We start from the raw sequence: 21,434 nt of genomic DNA, 5'->3' as shown, positions 1-21,434 counted from the left end.
GCCGCGCGACTGGCGTACGGTCGCCCCGAGAGGGTGCATCAGCTCTGACGGAGGGATGACGGGATGGGAATTCGAAGTCGTGTAGGGCTGTTGGCCGCGGTGCTCGCGGTGGTGCCGACCGCGGCCGCGTCGGCGCAGACGCAGCCGGTGTTCGTCAACGGCCAGGCGCAGGTCGTGCCGGCCTTCAGCGTGTCGGCCGACTGGATCCGCCAGCGGCTGTGGGTCGAGACCGAGTTCGACAGCGACGGCGACGGCAAGCGCGACCGCATGCACGTGGACGTCACGCGGCCGGCGCAGACCAACACCGAGAACCTGAAGGTGCCGGTGGTCTACGAGACGAGCCCGTATTACGCGGGCACGGCCTCGACGGCGTCGCAGTACTTCTGGAACCCGAACCACGAGCTCGGCACGCCGCCGCCGCCGCGCACGTCTCCGCCGGCGATCTCGTGGAACCCGAACCGGACCTCGATCTCGACCAGCGAGGTCAACACGTGGGTGCCGCGCGGGTTCGCGGTCGTCCACTCGGAGTCGCCGGGCACCGGGCTCTCGCAGGGCTGCCCGACGGTCGGCGGCAGCAACGAGAACGACGGCCCCAAGGCGGTCGTCGACTGGCTCAACGGCCGCGCGAAGGGCTACACGACGATCGACGGCACCACCGAGGTCGCGGCGAGCTGGTCCACGGGCAAGGTCGGCATGACCGGCACGTCCTACAACGGCACGCTGCCGATCTCCGCCGCGACGACCGGCGTCGACGGGCTCGAGGCGATCATCCCGATCGCGCCGAACACGTCCTACTACCACTACTACCGCTCCAACGGCATGGTGCGGAACCCGGGCGGCTGGGTCGGCGAGGACATCGACTACCTGTTCGACTACATCAACAGCGGCGATCCGGCGCGGCGCCAGTACTGCATCGACACCGTCCGCGAAGGGCTGATGAAGGTCCGCCAGGACCGCACCACCGGCGACTCCAACGACTTCTGGGCCGGCCGCGACCAGCTCAACCAGCTCGCCAAGGTCAAGGCCGCGACGCTGATGGCGCACGCGTTCAACGACTGGAACGTCGTGCCCGAGCACAGCGTGCGGATCGCCGAGGCGCTCAAGGGCAAGGTGCCGCTGCAGCAGTTCTACCACCAGGGTGGGCACGGCGGGGCGCCGCCGCTCGGCCTGCGCAACCGCTGGTTCACGCGCTACCTGTACGGCGTCCAGAACGGCGTCGAGAACGACCCGAAGGCGTGGGTGACGCGTGAGACGGCGGCCTGCCCGCCGCGTACGGCGACGGTGACCGGCGACCAGACCAACACCGCGACGCTCACGGTCGGCAGCACGAGCCAGCTGCAGGTCGGCATGACGCTGACGATCCCGCAGACGAACGCGGCCGGGACGACCGCCAACGTCACGCGGGCGATCTTGGCGATCCCGAGCGCGACCACGGTCCTGCTGGACTCGGCGGTCGCGACCGCGGCGGGCGACAAGGTCGCGGGTGGCGCCACCGTGAGCATCGTCTGCTCGACCGCGAACCCGACGCCGTACGGGGACTACCCGAACCCGGCTTCCAAGGCGGTCGAGCTGCGTCCGCGCGCGGGCGGGAACACGACGGGCGGCTTGTCGGTCGCGCCCGCGGGCACGGGGACGGAGAAGCTCGTCGACGACGTCTCCTGCCAGCCGGGCAACTTCGTCAACGCGGGCCCGCAGCGGCTCCTGTACTCGACGAACTTCCTCACGGCGCCGGTGCACCTCTCGGGCACGCCGCGCATCAAGGTGCGGATGGCGGCGAGCAAGGCGGCCGCGAACCTGTCGGTCTACCTCGTCGCGCTGCCGTTCACGCCGTCGCTCACCTGCACGTCGACCACGATCAACACGTCGCACGTGATCACGCGCGGCTGGGCCGACCCGCAGAACCGCGGCGGAATCTCCGGCGGCGCCCCGCTCGTCCCGGGCGAGTTCGTCGACGTGAACTTCAACCTGCAGCCGACGGACAAGGTCGTCCTGGCGGGCCAGCAGCTCGCGCTGATGGTCTTCTCCAGCGACCGCCTGTTCACGCTGCGCCCGCAGCCGGGCACCGAGGTCTCCGTCGACCTGGCCGGCACGTCGCTCTCGCTCCCGGTCGTCGGGGGCTCGGAGGCGTTCCTGAACGCGACCGGCGGCGACGAGGGCACGGTCGGCGGGACGGTCCCGGCGACGCTGTCGCTGTCGCTCGGCGCTCCGGCGTCGTTCGGCGCGTTCACGCCGGGCGTCACGAGGGAGTACACGGCCTCGACCGACGCCACCGTCGTCTCCACCGCGGGTGACGCGACGCTCAGCGTCGCCGACACCGGCCCGAGCCCGGGCTACCTGCTCAACGGCGCGTTCAAGCTCGCGCAGCCGCTGCAGGGGCTCGGCGTCGTGAAGACGTGGAGCGCGCCCACGTCGAACGAGAAGGTGCCGATCACGTTCAAGCAGGCGATCGGGGACAAGGAGCCGCTGCGCACGGGCTCCTACTCGAAGACGCTGACGTTCACGCTGTCGACCACGAACCCGTGACCGCGGTCCAGCGGCCCGCCCGGTTCGCTGGGCGGGCCGCTGGGGTAACTGGTCCGGGGTGCCGCACCGGATCGACGTGCGTCGGAAGCCGCTCGCGGGGCGGTTCGTCACCGTGGTCGTGCTGATCGTGCTGATCACGATCGGCGCCCTGTTCGTCGAGACGAAGGCGACGGACGTTCGCATCATCTGGCTCGGCGTGGGCGTCGTGTCGCTGGTCGTCGCCTTCTGGCAGGCGCTGTACCGCGAGCGGCTGCTCGTCGATCCCCGGCGCCTGGTGCGCATCCGCGGCCTCGGTCCACTCCGGCTGCGGCGAGAATATGAGCGCGCGGCTATCGAGGACCTCCGCCTCGAGGAGGGCCACACGTTGTCCTGGGTCGTGCCCTTCGCGAACCTGCGCATCCCGGGTCAGCTCGCTTTTCAGTACGGCGGCCGCAAGATCCACATCGTCGATGCGGATCGCGACGAGGCCGAGCGTGTGCTCGAGGCGTTACGCGCCGAGCTCGGCCAGGCGTGACTCGATCCGGCTGATGAGCTGGGACATGCCGCCCTCCTGCGCCTCGCGAAGCGTCTGGCGCAGAAGGGCCTCGGCCCGCGTGCGGTCGCCGTCGCCGTCGCGCGCGAGCAGCATCTCCGCGTACTCGCGCCGCATCAGCGCGACCACCGGCCGCAGCGGGCGGTTGACCTCCAGCGCCGTCTCGAAGTGGTGCTCGGCCGCGCCGAGGTCGCCGCAGGCGGCGCTCAGCAGCGCGAGGAAGCGGTGCGTGGAGCCGAGGTTCGCGGCCTGCGTGACCTGGACCATGCGCTCGCTGTGCGGGTGCAGCAGCCGGTACAGGACGGCGGCCTGCTCGGTGTCGCCGATCAGCGCGCACGTCTCGCCGAGCAACGCGATCGCGGTGAACCAGAACATGTCGCGCGGGATCGCGGCGAAGTCGTCCGGCGCGAGCTCGCGGAACGCGGCGACGCCCGCGGCCGTGTTCCCGCCCAGCAGGTGGGCCATGGGCAGGATCGAGCGCCAGGCGACGAGCGCCGGGTTCTGCGCGATGTGGTGCTCGATCGCGCCCACGAAGTCCTGGAGCGCGTCCTCGCGCCGGCGCAGGATCAGCGTCTGGGCGGCGAGGATCGTCGTGGCGTCGCGGGCCTGGGCGCGGCGGCCGAGGTCGAAGCTCTCGCGCGCGAGCCGCTCGGCGTCCTCGACCCGGCCGGCCATCTGCGCCCACACGACTTCCCAGCCGACGGAGAAGTGGCTGTAGAGTGGCTGACGGAGCTCGGCGGCAAGCACCGCGAGGCGGCGGTGCGCGTGGCGGGCCTCGTCCACGCGCGCGGCCTCGAGCAGGTCGTAGACGCGCCAGTGCTGCGCCAGCGCCTCCAGCTCGGGCTCGCCGACCCGCTTGGCGAGCATCAGCAGCTCCTCGCTCAGCCGCAGGCGCTCGTCGACGTGGTCGATGTGCATGCGCACGCCGTGGCGTGACTCGAGCGCGGCGACGCGCCCGCGCGGGTCGCCGAGCCGCTCGGCCATCGCCAGCGCCTGCTCGCTCAGCGCCTCCCGCCGCTCAGGCTGATTCGCGAACTGCAGCCGGTCGACGAGCCGGGCACGCAGCTGGATCGCGACCAGGTGGTCCTCGTCGTAGGCGGCGAGCGCTTCCTCGAGCAGCGCGATGCCGTCGTCGTCGATCACGCCCGCCTCCGCGTGGCGGCCCGCGAACCCGAGCGCGGCCTGGGCGAGCGCGTCGCGGTCGTGCGCCGAACGGGCTGCGGCCGCCGCCGCGGTGAACGTCGCGCGGGCGGCGGCGTCCCCGGCGCGCAGCTCGGCCGCGCCGCGCTTGAGGAGCGTGGGGAGTTCGTCACCGGCGCGGCGGTAGTGCTCGGCGGCCTCGTCGTAGGCGAAGGCGGCGACCGCGGCGTCACCGGCCGCGAGCGCGTAGGCGACCGCCTTGTCGGAGCGGCCCTCGGCGAAGTGGTAGGCGAGCTCAGCGGGCGTGGACGTGCCCTCCAGCGCCTCGCCGATCCGCAGGTGCAGCCGCGCGCGGCGGCTCGCGGACTGCGTCTCGTAGAGCGTCTCGCGCACGAGCGCGTGCGCGTACGTGAAGTGGTCGATCTCGTCGGCCTCGCGGATCAGCCCGGCGGCGACGGCCTCCTCCAGCGCGTCGAGCACCGCCTCGCCGGGCAGCAGCTCCTCCAACAGCGGGAGGTCGAACTGGCGCCCGACGACCGACGCGATGCCGAGCACCTGGTTGGCGGTGGCGGACAGCTGGGCGAGCCGGCGGGAGATCATCTCCTTGACGCCTTCGGGCACCGCGATCCGGCTCAGCGCGCGCTCCTCCAGCTCCGGCAGCGAGCGCAGCGTCTCCTCGATGAAGAACGGATTGCCCTGCGTCTCCTCGGTCAGGCGGCGCACGAAGCCCGAGCTGGCCTGGTCGCCGATCAGCGCGCGGGTCTCGTCGGCGGTGAGGCCCTCGAGCGTGACCTGCTCGAACGAAGAGAGCCGGCGCAGACGCCCGAGGAGCTCGCCTAGGTCGGCGGCGCGGGCGGTGCCGACGACCAGCAACCGGGCTCGCGCGGCGTCCTGGAGCACGTGGCCGAGCAGTTGCAGGGTGCCGGTGTCGGCCCACTGCAGGTCGTCGACGATCAGCACGAGCGGGCGCTCGGCCGCCGCGCTCGCCAGCAGCCGCGCGACGCCTTCGAAGAGCCGGTAGCGGCGGACGTCGGCGCCGCTGCCCGCGTCGCTCGGCTCGCGCAGCAGCGCCCGCAGGCCGGGCACGAACTGCGCGACCTCCCACAGCTCCAGGTCGAGGCCATTGGGAAGCCGCAGCCGCTCGCTCTCGTCCACGTAGTGCGCGAGCGCGGAGATGAACGGCTGGTAGGGGATGAGCGACTCGGCGTCCGAGCGGCCGTAGAGGACGGTCGCGCCCTCCTCGTGCGCGCGGCGCGCGAACTCGGTCGCCAGGCGCGTCTTGCCGATCCCCGGCTCGCCCGCGATCAGCACGAACTGGCGCTGGCCGGCCTCGGCGGTGGCGTAGCGGGTCTCGAGCGCGCGCAGCGGCTCGGCGCGGCCGGCGAACGCGCCGCGCGTGGTCTCGGTGGAGAGCGTGGGCGGGAGCGGCAGCGCGGCGGTGGCGGCGCCCGCGGCCGGGCCGGTGGCGATGCTGCGCTCGGGCTGCGGCGCGCCGTCGTGGTCTTCCACCGCGGCGAGCACGGCTCGGCCGAGGTCGCCGGCCGACGGGTAGCGCGCGTTCGGGTCCTTGGCCATCGCGCGGCGCACGACCTCGCCGAGCCGCTCGCTCGCGTCCGGCAGGATCGAGAGGACCGAGGGCGGCGGGGAGTCCAGGTGCGCGAGCATCGTCGCCGCGGCCGTCTCGCGCGGGTACGGGACCTTGCCCGTCAGCGCCTGGTAGAGCACGCCGCCGAGCGCGTACACGTCGGCGCGCGCGTCCACCGGGCCTTCCCGCAGTTGCTCGGGCGCGGCGTAGTCGAACGTGCCGATCACCGTGCCGGCGTTCGTCAGCTGCGTCGTCGCGCGTACGTCCTTCATCAGCCCGAAGTCGGTCAGCACCGCGGTGTCCCCGTCGATCAGGACGTTCGCGGGCTTGACGTCGCGGTGGACGATCCCGGCCCGATGCGCGGTGTCGAGCGCGCTCGCGACCTGCGCGATCAGGCGCGCGGCCCGCACCGGGTCGAGCCGCTTCTCCTGCCGGAGCAGCCGCGCGAGGTCCGTGCCGTCGACGTACCGCATCGTCACGTACAGCTGCCCGTCCTCCTCACCGGCGTGGAAGATCGGGATCACGTTCGGGTGCTGGATCGACGCCGTGGCGCGGAACTCACGCCGGAATCGGCGCCGGAACTCGTGGTCGTCCGAGAAGCCCGGCGCGATCACCTTCAGCGCCACGTCGCGGTCGAGCGGGACGTGCGTCGCGCGGTACACGACGCCCATCCCGCCGCGGCCGATCACGTCACGGATGACGTGATCGGCGAACTCGGTGCCGGGACTCAGCTCAGCCATTCGGCGACCTCGCGCGGGGTCCGTAGACGGATCACGTTGCGTCCCGAGTAGCGCTGCGGCCACTCGCGCCGGCGGCGGAAGTGGCTGCGGAGCGCGAACGGGATCAGCGCGTCACGGCCGACCAGCGCGGTCCGCCAGGACTCCCGGTTGTCGTTGAAGATCCGCTCGTGGCCCCGGATGCGGCGGTACGTGCGCCGGAGCAGCCGCGGCAGCCACACGTGCACCGGCAGGTCCAGCCACACGATCGTGTCGGCCGCGTCCGGCACCAGGTTGCCGATCTTGCCGTGGTAGGTGCCATCTATTACCCAGCCGGGCTGCGGCAGGATCGGCTCGAGTGCCGCGCGCAGCCCGTCGTCGGAGATCTGCGTCCAGTTCGGGCCGTGCACGATCGCGTCCAGCTCCACGAACGGCACGTCCAGGCGGGAGGCGAGCTCCCGCCCGAGCGTGGTCTTGCCGTTCCCGGATGCCGAGGCGATGATCGCGACGCGCCGCACGGCGCGAGCCTAACCGGGTCAGCCGGTGAACTCGTTGAAGATCTTCGCGAACTCGAACGGCTGCTGAGCGGTGCCGGAGCAGGTGAGCTGCGGCATCGTCGTCGGGGCCGGGCACGCCTTGTCGATGCCGAGCTGCCACATCGCGAGCATGCCGATGTGCTGCGTCTTGGCCCAGTCGGTGACCTTGCGGGCGTCCGCGGGCGTGAACACCTGCTCGGTGTTCCAGTTCATGCCGAGCATCGGGGTGATGCCGACCTTGCGCCAGCGCTGGGCGGGGGTGAGGCCGGGGTAGAGCTCGACGAGGTTGCCATAGAGGCCGTTGCCGGCGTCGATCACGTGCTGGCCGAGCTTGCCCGCAGTGCTGGAGACCTCCAGCTCCATGGCCATGATGTTCACGGCGGCGATGTCCACGCTGTTGCCGACCGCGTTGGCGAGCATCGTCTTCGCGTTCGTCAGCAGCCCGGTCGTGAGCGTGGGCACGGTGAAGGTGACGACGAGCCCGGGGTGGCGGACCTGCAGCTGCCGGATCGCCTTCGCGCGCAGGTCGTGGTTGCTGGTGTCCAGCGCGCCGCCCTCGATGTCGAAGTCCAGGTGGGTCACGCCGTACGTCGTGATCACGGCGTCGTACGCGTTGGCGAGCGCCTTCACGCCGGTGTGGCAGTCGGTGAGCTCCTTGCCGGCGGCGCCGCCGAAGGAGATGACGACGTCGCCGCCCGCGGCCTTGAGCTGCGCGATGTTGTCCTTGCGGAACGCGCTGTCGCCGGTCGCGGGGTATTCGCTGAAGCCGCCCCAGGACGGCGCGCAGGTGCTGTCCGCGACCACGAAGCCGAGCGAGAAGTGCTTGACGCCCGTCGTCGCGCTGAGCGCCGGCAGGTCCGGGAAGGGCGGGAGGGACATGTCGACGTAGGGCGCGAAGCGGAACGGCGCCGCCGCGTCAGCCGGCTCGCCGCCGGGCGTGTCGTCGCCGCCGGTCGTCGGGCCGCCGCCCGGCGTTGCGCCACCGCCATTGCCGCCATTGCCGCCGTTGCCGCCCGTGCCGGCGTTGCCGCCCGTGCCGCCGTTGCCGCCCGTGCCGCCGTTGCCGCCCGCGCCCGGCGCGCCGCCGTTCGCGCCCTGCGGCGCCGGGCACGTCACCGCGAGCTTGCGCTTGCCGGCCTTCTTCATCGTGCATTGCGTCGCGCCGACGCGGAACGCCTTGGGCGCGCTCGTCGTCGTCAGCCGCACGGTCTTCCCGCGCGCGGCGATCGTCGCCACCCGCCCGCGGACCTTCACGGTGCCGCCCCGTACGGTCTTCACGCGCGAGCCGGAGGCCAGCTGCACGGTCAGCGTCGGCGAGGACAGCGTCACCACGGACTGGACGGTCCGCGGGGCCGCGTCGGCCGGGACGGCGGCGATGAGGAGGGCCGCGAAGGCGGCGAGGAGAGAGCGGGTCACGGTGAGCAAGTACTCCGCGCTCGACCCATATTTCTCACTCGGCGGGGTGAGGTGTTCAGGCGAACTGGATGACGGCGGTCACACAACCGCGGTGCGGGGCGAGCCCCTCGGCCTGCTCGGTCACGTCGATCTCCGCGCCCTCGACCGTTACCTCCAGCTTCTTTCCTTTCTTGCGCGCGCGCCACAGGGCGACCACTTGGCCGTCCTCCGTGACTACGCCGGCTCCGCCCGACGCGGCCCACACCTTCTTGCGCCAGGCCGCGTCCTCGATGAACGCCTCGCGGTCGCGGCGTTGCAGCTGCGGGTCGCCGGGGGCGAGCAGCCGGACGCCGTCGAGCTGCTCGACGCCGCCCTTCACGCGGCTCAGCGCCCACAGCTCACGCGCGTGCGCGGGCGCGAGCCCAGACCACTGCGCGAACTCGGTCGCGCTCGACGCGCCGTACTGACGCCGATAACGGTCGACCAGCGCCTTGCCGGCTTCCTCGCGCGCGGGTGCGTCCCAGCCGATCAGCTGGTCCGTGCGCGCGAACTCCGGCTGGCGGCCGACCCGCCCCGAGAGGCACAGCCGCCCGCGCAGCCCGGCGATGATCAGCAGCCCGCGCCGCGCGTGATGGCTCTGGCAGCCCTCGCACCACGGCAGCAGCGCCTCCGGGAGCCGCTGGCGCAGCGCCTCGTGCAGGTCGTCGCGGCTCAGCGCGCGGCCGTCGAGCGCGTCGCTGATGGCGTCGGTCGCGAGCGCGAACGCGTCGGCGTACCCGCCCTCCGGCGCGGCGTTCTTGAAGAGCGGGCCGAGCTGGTCGTCGCCCTCCGGGAGCTGCGCGGTCGCGTACGCCGCGACCTCGTCCGCGGGCACGATCGCCGTCGCCGACCGGGCGTTGTAGAGCGCGACCGCGGTCCGCTCCTCATACAGCGCGCGGTCCAGTGCACCCACCTCGAGGTCGGTCCGCGCGACGAGCGCCGCGACCGCCGCTCCCGGCGGGGAGTCCTGCACCGCCCAGCTGCGAAGCACGTCCAGCATGTCCCTGAACGGGTACCACACCCCCGATGCGGCGGTGTGCGCTTCTCCTCGGGCTGGTGGTCGTCGGCTGCGGCGGCCCGGACCGTGAGACGTTCGTCCGGGAGGCCAACTCTGCCTGCCGTGACCGCGCCGCCGGGCAGGAGGCGCTCGCCGAGCTCCAAGCCGACGAGCTGCTCGACGCCTCCACCCGGCTCTACGAGCAGGAGCTCGAGGTCCTGCGCGCCCTCGAGCCGCCGGAAGAGGACCGCGCCGCGCACGCCAAGTGGGTGCGCGCGAACGCCGACCTGGTCCAGGCCTGGCGCCGCTACGCCGCCGACGCCGGCAACGAGGACGCCCGCGACCGCGTGCTCGACCGGTTCGACCGCGCCGCCGCGCTCGCCGGCGACCTCGGCCTTACCCAGTGCGACGGTTAGTGGTCGAGGGCCCAGCGGAGCGCCCAGCCCGCCACGAGATCGGCCGGCAACACGAAGCCACCGTCCGGCGGCTCCCACTCGCGGCTCAGCGCGTCGATCAGGTCGGCGCGGATCAGATGACCGGGGAACGCGTCGCGGAGCATCGCCTCCGCGAGATCACGGCGTTCGCGGGTGACGAGCAGCGTGTCGCTCCCCGCGTCGGAGAGCACGTGCAGCGTCCACGTGCCGGCGTCGTCGGCGTTCCCGACGAACAGTCGCCCGGCGAGCTGCGTCGGCGGCCGGAGCGTGAGGGGCTGGGCGGAGGTCATGGTCGACATGGCCCCAGCCTTCCGGCCGTCCGTCAGAGCCAGCTATGAGGAACCTGGGAACTTCGTAAGTCGAGGCGGTCAGCCGTCGTCTTCGGTGAGCGCGGTGAACTCACCGCGGCGCGCCTGGCGCCGCGCCCACAGCATCCGCCCGAAGTCCAGGACGAACATCCCGGCGCCCGCGAACGCGCCGATCAGCGCGCTCCTCGCCCAGCTCGCATCGCGATCGAAGATGAAGTGGCTTCCGAGGACCCAGATGAGCCCGAACAGCAGGGCACCGATGGCCGCTTCGCGCACCATGCGGGGAACCGGATAGCGGCTCCAGCGATCGAGCGTCTCAAGCGTTCCGAGTGGCAACGCGCCAAGCATACGCGAGGGGCTAAAGCCCGGGCGTGGCTTTGCCGATAACCCGATTGACGAGCCGCCCCCGACCGGGCGGCTCAACTCGTTAAGCGGTCAGGTGCAACGCCACGCGCCGCTTGTCGCTCGTCAGCCGCTCCACGCCGCGGACGACCGCGTACTCCGCGCCATAGGCGTCCTTGAACGCCTGCTCGATCCGCTCGGTGAACGCCCCGACCCGCGCCGTCGCCTCCACCGTCGCCGCGTCGTCGTCCACGTTCCCGAGCCGCCCGCACGGCCGCAGCGTCACGCGCGGGTCGTTGCGCACCCGCTTGACCTTGCCGCTGCCGTCGATGGTCATCACCACGAGCCCGTCGCCGTCAGGGTCGGCGGCCACCCACACCGTCGTGGGAACGCCCTCACCGGTGCGGCGGAACGTGGTCAGGGAGACGAACGACTCGTCGGCGAGGTCGCGCAGCATCGTGTTCACGAGCCCATGATGAGCACTCGGTCCAAGTCAGCCGAGTTCCGTCTCCCCAGCTCGACTGGACCGGCGTCGTCATGAGTGTTGAGCTATCTCAACACTAACCAATTTCCCACTGATCACTCATGAATGCCAGACTGCGCGCGCCCGACGGAACCGTAGGGGGTTGCGTCAACAACAGAAGGCGGTCCATGTCGTTCAGGGGTAGTTTTCGCGCGGCGATAGCCGCGTTCGTTGCCATGCTCGTTGGCATGGCGGGGGCTCCGGCGGCTGCATCCGCCGACCCTCAGCTGTCGGCGTACTGGGAAACCAGTGGCTATCTGCAGCTCATGTCGACCAGCTCGACTCCGTTGACGGTCACCGAGGTGCGAATCACCTCCGGAGACCTGTGGGAGGACTGGATCGCCGGGAACTGGTGCGTCGGCGAGACGCTCGAGCCCTGGGGGCCGGCGTGCGATCTGCACTTCTTCGGCTCTTACGGAACGCTCGAGGTCGACACGTTCCAGCATCCGTTCCCAATCGAGGTCGTCGTCGGGTCCGACACCTCCCCGCCGACCAATCCCGGCCCGACGCCGACACCGACACCGACTCCCACGCCGACTCCCACGCCCACGCCGACTCCCACGCCGACGCCGACTCCCACGCCGACGTCGACGCCGACTCCGACGTCCACGCCCACGGCGACTCCGACGTCCACGCCGACGGCGACTCCGACCCCGGCGGCCCCTGAGATCGGAGCCTTCTGGGACGACGGCGTCCTCGCGCTGAGCAACAACAGCGACATGACGCTGTCGATCAATGACATCCGGATCACGTCCGGACCCCTCGGCGAGGGCGCGGGCAATGGTTGCCGCTGGCAGGTCCTCACTCCGTCGAGCAGCACGTGCTACACGAGCATCACGGGTGGCTTCGGGACCCTCGAGGTGGACGTGTACGAGTGGCCGGAGCCGATCCTCGTGACGGTGCCCACCAACGCCGCCGCCAAGCCGAAGCTGCAGGCTTGGTGGGACGCCTCGACGCTCACGCTGACGAACACGGGCACCACCTCGGTATCGATCGAGGGCGTGACGATCACGTCCGGCAACCTCACTGAAGACCCCAACGCTGGGAACTGGTGCCTCGACGAGACGCTCGAGCCGTGGATCGACGACTGCAACCTGCACTTCCTAGGGACTCACGGGGTCATCGAAGTCGAGGTTGCTGAATGGCCGGATCCGATCACGGTGACGGTGGCCGCAAACGCGACGAACCCGCCGGTGAACCCGAACCCGACGCCGACTCCGACTCCGACCGTGACATCCACGCCGACCGCGACGCCGACCGCGACGCCGACCGCGACGCCGATCGCCACGCCGACCGCTACCCCGACGCCTGGACCCGTGCGCGCGACGTGGTATCCGAAGAACTCCCAGGCACCGGGGTACGGCTTCACCTGGACGCAATACGGCTGGCCGAGCGACGTCTTCCGGGCGGGGGACTGGAATGCCGATGACGTCGACACGCCGTTGGTGGTCCGCAGCGGCAGCAACGGACTGCTCTCGTGGTTGGGGCGGAACGACTGGCTCCGCCAGCTGGACGCCACCTTCAGCTTCAGCTTCGGGTGGAACTCGGTCGACTACCCCGTGGCCGGCGACTGGAACGCCGACAAGTACGACTCCCAGGGCGTGGTCCGCCAGCACGACACGCACTACCGCGGCTGGTACCTGCAGGACCACCACTGGGACGTGAACCACAATCGGTTTGTCGTCTACGGGCTCTGGGTCGGAGACATCCCGATCGTCGGTGACTGGGACGGCAACGGCACCGACACCCCAGGCGTCTATCGCATCGGGGAGGCGCGCTTCTATCTGTCGAACGACTTCAGCGGTACGACCCACCACATCGTCCACTTCGGCGATCCCAACAGCGGCGTCATCCCGCTGGCCGGCGACTGGGACGGGAACGGCACCGACACCATCGGCATCTACAACCCGGCCAACGCAACGTGGAAGCTGCGCAACGACCACGAGACTCCGGCCACCGCACCCCACGTCTCGTTCACGTATGGCAACCCGGGCGACTACCCCGTTGTCGGTGACTGGATCAAGGATGCGGACCCTCGCGACATGCCCGGCATCGTGCGCACGGACGGCAGCCCTCCAGGCAACGCCGTCGACCACCCCTGGTCGATCACCTGCGACACCGAGCTGCCGACCACCGGCACCGTCGACGAGACCGTACCCGCGGAGCAGGCCTGCATCCGTGCCCTGGCCGGACCGACCGGTTACCACAACCCGTACATCTGGACCAACGTCGACCTCTCGGACATCCCGTGGATCTACGCCACGTCCTACGTACACGGCAACTCGGGTGGTGGCTACCCCAACGTCATCGACACGGCTCAAGACATCCAGAACGTCCGTGATGTGTTCGGTACCACGCACTATGGGAGGCCGGACAGCCACCTGTGGACCGGGCTCGCACCCAACGAGCAGCCGCTGATCTACCCGACGTCGTGGAACCACGGTGGTCCCGATCACGTCGTGAACACGGATTCGGAGGCGGAGGACGTTGCTGACGCGATCGACAACGCGAGCAGCCAGTCCGCTGCCGAGCAGATATGGAACCTGCTGAGTCCGGCCGACCAAGCGTTCGTCGAGGAACAGACCGGGTACAGCAGCAGCCCGTCCACCTGGACGGGCGACGGCACCGGGGACGGATTCGAGGCCATGACACACGACCTCTTCGTCGCGCTCCGAGACACCACGTCCGCTTCCCGGGGAAGCACTCCGCTGGTAGACGATTGCGAGGTTCCGCCGCCGGCACACAACTGCGAGCTCATCGAGGTGTGCCAGCTGCTCGGCCACTGCACCGAGGCCAACCGGCCGCACACGCCGCAGTGGTGGAAGGACCGGGTGAAGCTGCAGCCTGGCGGCAGCATCGTCCGTAGTAGCGCGTCAAAGGCTCTCCGGCTCGAGCTCGGGGACGCCCCTGCGGACACGAACAACGTCCGGAAGGGGTTCGCGGCCCATCACATTGTCGGCGCCCACCATCGCAAAGCGGTCTGGGCTCGGATCATCGCTTCGAAGTGCGAGATCGAGCCCAATGACGTCGTCAACGGCGTGTATCTGCGGAACCGGTATCGCCACGTGGCCGATACCCGCGGCGGCTACGCGCTCCTCTCGGACCGAGACAAGCGGCGTACCTACCATCCCGGGCTCCACACGAACCGCTACTGGACGTCGGTCAACGTCCGCCTGGTGGCGGCGGTCGTGGGCACCGGCTGTGACAAGGTCGAGGCGGCCAACATCATGCGAGACATGAAGCAGGAGTTGTTGAACGGCGAGTTCGAGTTCGTCGACTAGCAGCGTCTGGTGGGTGCCTACTCCCGTGGGCACCCACCACCGACCCGGCACGTAAGGCACACTAGAAGTGCTCATTAATGCCAGACTGCCGCGAATCGGCGGGACCTAGAGGGAATCCCGCCACCAACAGAAAACAGTGCATGTCGTTCAGGGCCTTCGTCGCGCGGCGTCAGCCGTGCTCGCGGCCGCTCACCCTCGACCGTGAACGGCGAGTCCGGTCGGCGGCCATGTGGCAGACGTAGTTGTCGGGGCCGGCGCTTGTCTAGGCGGTCCCGCAGCGCGGCTAACCAGGCGTTCACGGGTCGGACACGGACCCGTCACAACCCGCGCGCACAGCGGGCATAGCGTCGCCCCGCCAATGACCTTGAAAGGACGACGTATGACCCGACCCGTGCGCGCCGCGGCGGCGTTGAGCTTCGTGCTCACGCTGCTGGTCGCGGTGGCTGTGAACGCCCAGACCGGCGGCGGAGCCTCCGCGCCGAGCTTCGATCCGACGAGCCATCGCTTCACGATCGCGGTGGTCCCGGACACGCAGTACCTGTTCGACGACGACCGGGGGGACACCGAGCCGGTGGCGGCCGCGTTCGACTGGATGGTCGAGAACCGCGAGCGCGAGAACATCGCGTTCGCGGCGGGCTTGGGCGATGTGACCCAGGATGGCCTGCAGAACGAGGTCGATCGCGCGGATCACGCGTACAAGATCCTCGACCGGGCGAAGCTGCCGTACAGCGTCCTCGCCGGCAACCACGACATCAACTCGGGCACGAACGACACGCGTGGCGAGACGCCGTTCTCGAAGGCGTTCGGCCCGCAGCGCTACACGGGCATGCCGACGTATCTCGGCTCCTCGGCCAACGGGTACAACAGTGCGCACAAGTTCACGGCGGGCGGCCGCCAGTGGCTGATCCTCGCGCTCGACTGGCGCCTCTCGACGGCCGGCACGGCGTGGGCGCAGTCGGTCCTGGACGCGAACAAGACCGTCCCGACGATCGTCACGACGCACGAGACGCTCTCGAGCAACGCGGAGGGCAACGCCTCCCTCACGTCCTACGGCACCACGCTGTGGAACAACCTGATCAGGAAGAACGACCAGATCGTGCTCAGCCTCTCGGGGCACAACTGGCCGGTCGGGCGCGTCACGCAGAAGAACGACTTCGGGCACGACGTGTACCTGAACCTCGCCGACTACCAGGACATGTACTACGGCGGCGCCGGCATGATCCGCACGTACCAGTTCGACCTGGACCGCGACACGATCGACGTCGAGACCTTCTCGCCGTGGATCCTGGCGCAGAACGAGGCCGACCGCTCGCTGCACGAGCGGCTCATGATGGAGAAGACCGAGCCGCAGAGCCGCTTCTCGATCCCGCTCGACTTCAAGGCGCTCGCGCAGCGCCTGGACCCGAAGCCGGCGCCCGCCGAGGTCGCCACCGACGCCCTGAAGGTCCCCGGCACGGTCGCGCTGTGGCGCCCGACCGGCACCGGCACCGTCACCAAGCTCGACGACCTCTCCGGCAACGGCAACGACCTGACGCCGACGACGCTTGCGAGCTCCACGGGCGAGCAGGCGCAGATCAGCGTCAACGAGGACCACGGTGACGACCAGCCGTCGGCACGCTCCCTCAAGTTCACGGCCAACAAGAGCCAGCGCCGCGGCACGTACCTGCGCACGGCCGACGGCGCGCCGCTGAACACGAACGAGTTCAAGAACGGCTACACGATCGAGGCGTTCGTCAAGCTCCCCGCGAGCTGCTGCAACAGCAACAGCTGGATGGGCATCCTCGGCCAGCAGGGCACGGGGCGCGACCTCGGTCGCACGAAGGACGATCCGGACGAGTCCGCGATCGCCCTGGCGCTGTCCGGCGGCGCGGAGCTGCAGTGGGCCGTCTGGCCGACGAACACCGACCGCAACATCACCGCCTGGGGCCACGGCATGGCGTCGCAGCGCTGGACGCACGTCGCCGCGGTCAACGACGGTCGCTACACCGACCTGTACATCGACGGCGCGCTGATGGGCCGCAACCCGCTCTCGCCCGCGATCGGCCTCGGCAGCACCGGCAAGTACTGGATGCTCGGCGCCACCGACTACGCCAACGTGGTCGAGCAGACCTTCAACGGCCTGATCGGTGACGTCCGCATCGTCGACCACGCGCTCCCGGCGACGAAGTTCATGAACGCCGCGCGTACGCCGGTCACCAGCGAGGCGACCACCGCCACCCTGACCGGCCGCACGATCGAGGTCGCCGTCACCGGCGCCGCCACCACGGCCGCGACGCAGGTCGTCGAGCCGCACACGGGCGACCGCTTCGACCTCGGCACTGCCACGGTCACCGACGGCAAGGCCCGCTTCCCGATCAGTGACCTGCAGCACGCGGCGCTGGGTGACGGCGCGCGCGTCGAGGTCGCGCTCGACGGCAAGCCGAACGCCACGCTGCACCTGCGCGCCGACGGCAAGCCGGTCCAGCCGACGGCCACGGACACCAAGCCGAGCACCGCGGGCGGCACGGTCCCGGCCACGCTGTCGCTCACGCTCGCCGGCACGCCGACGTTCGGCGCGTTCACCCCCGGCGTCACGAAGGAGTACACGGCGCAGACGAAGGCCACGGTCGTGTCCACCGCCGCCGACGCGACGCTGTCCGTCTCCGAGCCGGGCCACCTCGCCAACGGCGCCTTCTCCCTCCCGGAGCCGCTGCGGGTGGAGCTCGCCAAGACGAGCTGGAACGCGCCCACGACCAACGAGGACGTGGACATCGCCTTCAAGCAGCTCGTGAAGGACACCGACGCGCTGCGCACCGGCGCCTACACGCGCTCGCTGACGTTCACCTTGGCGACCAGCACCCCGTAGCGCCAAGAAGCAGTCAAGAAGAGGCCAAGCTGCATGTGGGAGACATCCCACATGCAGCCGATCCTCGACATCTCAGACCTGGCCCACCGGCGGGAGGCGGCCGAGGCCGTCGCGGACGGCGCCGCGCTCTTCTACGCCTTCGGGAACTTCTGCGCGCTCGCGGCCAAGCCCGACCTGGAGACGCTGCACGCGATGAACGCGCTCAAGGGCCGCCCGCGCGACCAGGTGGGCAGCGTCACGACCACGCCCGAGCTCGGCAACCGCGTCTTCGACTGGGACGCCGTCCAGCTCCTGTGGAGCGCGCTAATGGGCACGATGGCCGACCTGCACGCGCTCGGCCCGATCGGCTTCCGCGGCCCCGCGGCGAAGCACATCCCCGCGCACCTGACCGTCGACGGCACCGTGCAGCTGATCACGCCCGGCGACGCCTGCCCGTCGAACGCGCTCGTCGGCAACGTCCTCGACCTGATCGGCGAGGACATCCTCTACATCACCTCCGCGAACGCCAACAAGGATCAGACGCACTACGCGATCGCCGAGATCCGCAAGGAGTTCGGCCACCGCGACGACGTCGTCTTCATCGGCCACCGCAACGAGCGCGCGAACCGGCGGCGCTACCCGCACCACCGGCCGTGCTCGACCTCGATCATCGGGTTCGACGGCGCCGAGCTGGTGCTCGAGCGCCACGGCTCACTCGACGCGGGCCTCATCGGGCGCGTCGCCGCGAAGCACGGGCTCGGGCTGCGCCTCGCCGCGGTCGAGCCCCTGCCCGTTCGTCGCTACCGCCGGCCGCTCGACCGCACCCGCCGCGTCGGCGCGCTTGCGCATTGACTTGCGGCGCGGGCGCTTGACCTTCATCTCCTGCGCGAGGTAGTAGGAGCCGATCACGAACACGGCGGCGGCGACCTGCGCGCCGATCGTCTCCACGGTCGGGTAGACGCCGAGCCACAGCCCGGGCCAGTAGGGGAGGGTGATGTCGATCGGCGTGATCGGCACCCAGCCCGTGCCCTGCATCGTGCGCACGGTCTGGCCGACCATCACGACCAGCACGAACCCGATGAAGACGCCGGTGACGATCAGCATCTTCTTGTAGGGGAGCTTGCGCTGGAGGAAGAACGTGACCGCGCCGACCGCGAACGTCAGCGCGAGACCCAGGCCCGCGCCCTCGAGCACGGTCGCGGTGCCCGCTGAGAGCTGCAGCGACTGCAGGAAGAGCACCGTCTCGAAGCCCTCGCGGTACACGCTCGTCAGGCCGAGCACGAACAGGCCGATCGCCTGCGCGGAGATGAAGCCGGTTCGCTCCAGCTTCTCGTAGCGCTTGCGCTGGCGGTGGAACTTGGCGATCCACTCCGACCAGTAGACCTTGTGGAAGAACCAGTTCGTGATCAGCAGCAATACGCCGATGGCTATGAGCCCGACCACCGCCTCGAGCTTCTCGCCGTAGCGCTCGAGCGACTGCAGGATCGTGATCGCCAGGACCCAGGTGATCATCGAGACGATCAGCCCGGCGAACGCGCCGATGAACACCGGGCGTCGCAGCCGGCGTCGCAGCCCGACCATCGAGGCGGTGATCGCGGCGAGGATCAGCACGCCTTCCAGGCCTTCGCGGAAGACGATGATCGCGCTGTTGGTGACCACCGTCGCCTTGTTGGCGGAGTCGCCGAGCGTGGCGGCGGCGTCGCCGAGCTTGGTGTCCAGCGCGAGGCGGGTCTCGCGGATCTGGCGCCGCCCCGCGCGGTCGGCGATCTGGGTCGCGAGCCCGTCCTTCCCGCCCGCGCCGAACCAGATCAGGCCCTCGATGTCGAGCGCGAGCCCGGGGTCGAAGGAGCGCAGCCGGCGCTCCGGGCCGAACTCGAAGAACGCGTACGCCTCCAGCCGCGCCTGCTCGGCCTGGCGGTACTGGCCGGCGCCGACGGCGGCCTCCATCCGGTCGAGCGTGAGGGCGATCAGGTCGTAGTCGGACTCGTCGGTCTCTTCGGTCCACGCCTTCGGCATGGCGGCCTTGAGCGCGTTCTCCGCGCGCAGCTCGACCTGCTCGACCTGCTCGTGCGTCGCGACGCCCTGCTTGGTCTTGTTCGCGTTCTCGACCATCCGGCCGAGCTCGGTGATGGCGTCGGCGGCGAGCTGCGTGCGTTGCGGATCGCGCTTGGCGAGCTGGTCGCGCAGGTCGGCGAACGCCCCGACCGCACCGGTGCGGAAGGCGACGGCCTCCTGGATCTCGAAGTCGCGCGTGACGTTGTCGTCCTTGACGCCGCGGCCGTACTCGACCGGGACGAGCTCGAGGAACTGCAGCAGCTGCTGGGCGCGGCGCGCGGCCTCCTCGGGCGTGAACGGGGCGGCGGTGAAGCCGGTGAGCGCGGCCTGGGCCTGGGCGAGCGTGTCCGGGAGGCCCGCGAAGGCGGCGGTGGCCTGCTCGGTGGCGGCGGCGCCGCGGTCGGCCGTGTAGCGGTCGGCGAGGATCGCGAAGTAGCCCGCGGCCTGCGCGGACGCCTCGGCCTGGCGCGTCGCGAAGTCCTGCTCGATCCCGCGCTGGACGTCGGCGAGCAGCTCCCGCAGGCGCGCCTGGTAGGCGTCGAGCAGGTCCTTGGTGACCGCCTGGGACGCGGCCTTCGGGGAGGTCTTGCCGCGCTCGAGCTGGTCGAGCGCGAGCGTCGCGTGCGCGCCTGGGCGCGTGAAGCGCGTGGCGGTCCGGTACTCGCGCAGGAGCAGCCAGCGGCGCGCGGTGTCCGCGTCGCCGCGCGCGGTCGCCTCGGTCGTCACGGCGTAGGCGCCGCGGAACAGCCCGGCGCGCACGGCGCCGCGGGCGCCGGCGAGCGCGGTCTGGTCGTTCTCCTCGACGGCGCGCGCGGCTTCCCGCAGGCCCTCGGTGATCGCCTCGTCGGTCTCGGGGTCGGCGGCGGCGATCGTCCTCGCGAACGCGCCGTCATAGGCGGCGCGGGCACGCGTGGCGTCGCGCGCCGCCTCTTTCGGGCCTGACAGGACGAGCTCCGTCTGCGCGTCGAAGAGTCCGTCCGTGATCTTGCCGGCGTCCTGCCACGGCTCGGCCGCCTGTGCGGCGGCCGGGGTGAGGAGGAGCGCTGCCAGGAGGGCCAGCGCGAACCGCATCAGTTCTCCAGCTGGAGGTTCAGCTTGCCCGCCTGCTGGGAGACCTGGCCCGCGATCGCCTCCGCCTTGCGCTGCGCCTCCGAGCCGAGCGTGTCGGCTTCCTCGGCCGTGAACTTCTTGCCGCCCTGCTCCTCGGTGAGCAGCCGCTCGGCGAACTGGTGCAGCTCGGTGAGCTGCTGCGCGGTCTGGCCGGCGCCTTCGGGGTCGACGGCCTCGATGCTCGGGCGCAGGTTCTCGTAGATCAGCACGATGCCGCCGAGGATGTCACGGATGTCCGAGAGGCGCGACGTTGCCACGAAGCCCTTCTCATCTGCCTTCTCGCCGGCGATGAAGCGCGAGTTCTTCCAGGCGTCGAAGTACTCCGACATCGTCGGCGTCATCACGACCACGGCCGTGAACGCGTCCTCGGGCTTGGGCGCCCAGGCCTTCGCGGCCTCGTCGAGCTCCTTCGCGTACTTGACGAACTCGGTGGTCGCGGCCAGCAGGAAGTCCGCGTCCGGCAGCGCTTCCGGGAACGCGACCTTGCCGTCGCCGTCGAGGTCGGGCTCGACATCCTTGGCCACGAACTTGGGCTCGGTGCCGAACGCGCTCGTCTCAACGAGGGCGAAGAAGTTGCCGGGCTGCTTGAACTCGCGGCCGTCCTGGGTCTTGAAGCTGAACGGCACCGCGCTCTCGGGGTCGGACCCGTCGCTGCCGGCGTCGATGATCACGTCGTAGTCGGCGAGCTCGGGCACGCCCGCGACGACGCCCTCCATCTCCTCGTAGGCCGGGTTGGCCTTGACGTGGTCCTCCTGGATCTTGGTGACCGCGGCCTGCACCGACTCGCGATCGCCCTCGAGCAGCTTCGCGTAGTCGAAGTCCTGGGCCTTGGCGAGGTCGTAGTACGCCTGCGCGTCGGTCTGCAGCTGGGTCGTGTCCGTCACCAGCCGCTCCGTGTGCTCGAGCAGGTACGTCTTGATCGCGTCGAGGTTCGCCGCCGCCTCCGCCGTCTGCGTGGCGGCAGGCGTGGACTCGGCGGACGCATTGGGTTCTTCATCGCCTCCGCACGCGCTGGCGAACGCGGCGAGGCAGGCGACAACGGCAAACATGGAGCGCGACATGGACCCCTCGGGGGACGGAGCGTGTTAGGGCGG

Annotated in this window: 14 protein-coding genes and 1 pseudogene; 6 read left to right on the top strand and 9 right to left on the bottom strand. The window is 70.7% G+C overall.

The annotated features are described in order from the left end of the window. Nucleotides 1-63: 63 nt before the first annotated feature. The 3 genes and pseudogenes from OJ997_RS38035 to OJ997_RS02490 form a co-directional block, all read left to right on the top strand. Nucleotides 64-1,251, top strand: a pseudogene (locus OJ997_RS38035) (CocE/NonD family hydrolase); the annotation flags it as partial. A 96-nt stretch (nt 1,252-1,347) separates the two neighbouring features. Continuing rightward, a complete protein-coding gene (locus OJ997_RS38030) occupies nt 1,348-2,523 on the top strand; it encodes a CocE/NonD family hydrolase C-terminal non-catalytic domain-containing protein (protein ID WP_372517861.1) in 1,176 nt (391 codons plus the stop codon). Nucleotides 2,524-2,641: 118 nt separating this feature from the next. Beyond that, entirely contained in the window at nt 2,642-3,037 is a 396-nt protein-coding gene (locus OJ997_RS02490) for a hypothetical protein (RefSeq protein ID WP_270023415.1), read from the top strand. Here the strand turns inward: OJ997_RS02490 and OJ997_RS02485 are convergent. Genes OJ997_RS02485 through OJ997_RS02470 form a run of 4 tightly spaced genes read right to left on the bottom strand, consistent with a single transcriptional unit; the run spans nt 3,011 to nt 9,466 of the window. Then, nucleotides 3,011-6,520: a serine/threonine-protein kinase gene (locus OJ997_RS02485; RefSeq protein WP_270023414.1), complete on the bottom strand. Its 3,510-nt coding sequence runs from the start codon at nt 6,518-6,520 to the stop codon at nt 3,011-3,013. The genes OJ997_RS02490 and OJ997_RS02485 overlap by 27 nt on opposite strands. Beyond that, nucleotides 6,508-7,014 (bottom strand): shikimate kinase, encoded by a 507-nt coding sequence (locus tag OJ997_RS02480; protein WP_270023413.1) that lies wholly within the window; start codon nt 7,012-7,014, stop codon nt 6,508-6,510. Before OJ997_RS02480 ends, OJ997_RS02485 begins: the two co-directional genes overlap by 13 nt. Nucleotides 7,015-7,032: 18 nt before the next feature. Beyond that, on the bottom strand, nt 7,033-8,448 hold the full coding sequence (locus tag OJ997_RS37305; protein ID WP_270023412.1) for a chitinase: 1,416 nt from the start codon (nt 8,446-8,448) through the stop codon (nt 7,033-7,035). Nucleotides 8,449-8,503: 55 nt separating this feature from the next. Next, complete coding sequence (locus OJ997_RS02470) at nt 8,504-9,466, bottom strand: DNA glycosylase AlkZ-like family protein (protein WP_270023411.1); 963 nt, start codon at nt 9,464-9,466, stop codon at nt 8,504-8,506. A gap of 26 nt (nt 9,467-9,492) precedes the next feature. On the opposite strand from OJ997_RS02470, the gene OJ997_RS02465 reads away from it, so the two are divergent. Beyond that, nucleotides 9,493-9,879, top strand: a complete 387-nt coding sequence (locus OJ997_RS02465; RefSeq protein WP_270023410.1) for a type 2 periplasmic-binding domain-containing protein — start codon at nt 9,493-9,495, stop codon at nt 9,877-9,879. On the opposite strand, the gene OJ997_RS02460 is transcribed toward OJ997_RS02465, so the two are convergent. The 3 genes from OJ997_RS02460 to OJ997_RS02450 all read right to left on the bottom strand — a co-directional run bounded on the left by OJ997_RS02460 (nt 9,876) and on the right by OJ997_RS02450 (nt 11,004). Continuing rightward, entirely contained in the window at nt 9,876-10,196 is a 321-nt protein-coding gene (locus OJ997_RS02460) for a hypothetical protein (RefSeq protein ID WP_270023409.1), read from the bottom strand. The two genes, OJ997_RS02465 and OJ997_RS02460, sit on opposite strands and share 4 nt — an antisense overlap. A 69-nt stretch (nt 10,197-10,265) precedes the next feature. Continuing rightward, entirely contained in the window at nt 10,266-10,541 is a 276-nt protein-coding gene (locus OJ997_RS02455; protein ID WP_270023408.1) for a hypothetical protein, read from the bottom strand. Between the two features lie 91 nt (nt 10,542-10,632). Further along, nucleotides 10,633-11,004 carry a PPOX class F420-dependent oxidoreductase gene (locus tag OJ997_RS02450; protein WP_270023493.1) on the bottom strand — a complete coding sequence of 124 codons (372 nt, stop codon included), beginning with the start codon at nt 11,002-11,004 and terminating at the stop codon, nt 10,633-10,635. 254 nt (nt 11,005-11,258) lie between these two features. Between OJ997_RS02450 and OJ997_RS02445 the strand changes: the two genes are divergently transcribed. Both OJ997_RS02445 and OJ997_RS02440 read left to right on the top strand, forming a co-directional pair. Next, a complete protein-coding gene (locus OJ997_RS02445) occupies nt 11,259-14,351 on the top strand; it encodes an AHH domain-containing protein (protein ID WP_270023407.1) in 3,093 nt (1,030 codons plus the stop codon). 379 nt (nt 14,352-14,730) lie between these two features. Beyond that, nucleotides 14,731-17,196: a laminin G domain-containing metallophosphoesterase family protein gene (locus OJ997_RS02440; protein WP_270023406.1), complete on the top strand. Its 2,466-nt coding sequence runs from the start codon at nt 14,731-14,733 to the stop codon at nt 17,194-17,196. A 690-nt stretch (nt 17,197-17,886) separates the two neighbouring features. On the opposite strand, the gene OJ997_RS02435 is transcribed toward OJ997_RS02440, so the two are convergent. Both OJ997_RS02435 and OJ997_RS02430 read right to left on the bottom strand, forming a co-directional pair. Further along, entirely contained in the window at nt 17,887-20,301 is a 2,415-nt protein-coding gene (locus tag OJ997_RS02435) for an FTR1 family iron permease (protein ID WP_270023405.1), read from the bottom strand. Further along, nucleotides 20,301-21,389: an imelysin family protein gene (locus tag OJ997_RS02430; RefSeq protein ID WP_270023404.1), complete on the bottom strand. Its 1,089-nt coding sequence runs from the start codon at nt 21,387-21,389 to the stop codon at nt 20,301-20,303. The genes OJ997_RS02435 and OJ997_RS02430 overlap by 1 nt, the downstream gene beginning before the upstream one ends. Nucleotides 21,390-21,434: the final 45 nt, after the last annotated feature.

It is taken from the genome of Solirubrobacter phytolaccae (assembly GCF_027587195.1).
Classification (GTDB): Bacteria; Actinomycetota; Thermoleophilia; order Solirubrobacterales; family Solirubrobacteraceae; genus Solirubrobacter; species Solirubrobacter phytolaccae.
The sequence above is the reverse complement of the archived record's forward strand: the minus strand, read 5'-3'. Positions and strand labels throughout refer to the sequence as shown.

Excerpts from the sequence above, each read along its gene's own strand:
- OJ997_RS38030 (WP_372517861.1), top strand. The coding sequence starts at position 1,348 with ATGACGCTGACGATCCCGCAGACGAACGCGGCCGGGACGACCGCCAAC.
- OJ997_RS02485 (WP_270023414.1), bottom strand. The coding sequence starts at position 6,520 with ATGGCTGAGCTGAGTCCCGGCACCGAGTTCGCCGATCACGTCATCCGT.
- OJ997_RS02470 (WP_270023411.1), bottom strand. The coding sequence starts at position 9,466 with ATGCTGGACGTGCTTCGCAGCTGGGCGGTGCAGGACTCCCCGCCGGGA.
- OJ997_RS02465 (WP_270023410.1), top strand. The coding sequence starts at position 9,493 with ATGCGGCGGTGTGCGCTTCTCCTCGGGCTGGTGGTCGTCGGCTGCGGC.
- OJ997_RS02460 (WP_270023409.1), bottom strand. The coding sequence starts at position 10,196 with ATGTCGACCATGACCTCCGCCCAGCCCCTCACGCTCCGGCCGCCGACG.
- OJ997_RS02450 (WP_270023493.1), bottom strand. The coding sequence starts at position 11,004 with ATGCTGCGCGACCTCGCCGACGAGTCGTTCGTCTCCCTGACCACGTTC.
- OJ997_RS02445 (WP_270023407.1), top strand. The coding sequence starts at position 11,259 with ATGGCGGGGGCTCCGGCGGCTGCATCCGCCGACCCTCAGCTGTCGGCG.
- OJ997_RS02440 (WP_270023406.1), top strand. The coding sequence starts at position 14,731 with ATGACCCGACCCGTGCGCGCCGCGGCGGCGTTGAGCTTCGTGCTCACG.
- OJ997_RS02435 (WP_270023405.1), bottom strand. The coding sequence starts at position 20,301 with ATGCGGTTCGCGCTGGCCCTCCTGGCAGCGCTCCTCCTCACCCCGGCC.
- OJ997_RS02430 (WP_270023404.1), bottom strand. The coding sequence starts at position 21,389 with ATGTTTGCCGTTGTCGCCTGCCTCGCCGCGTTCGCCAGCGCGTGCGGA.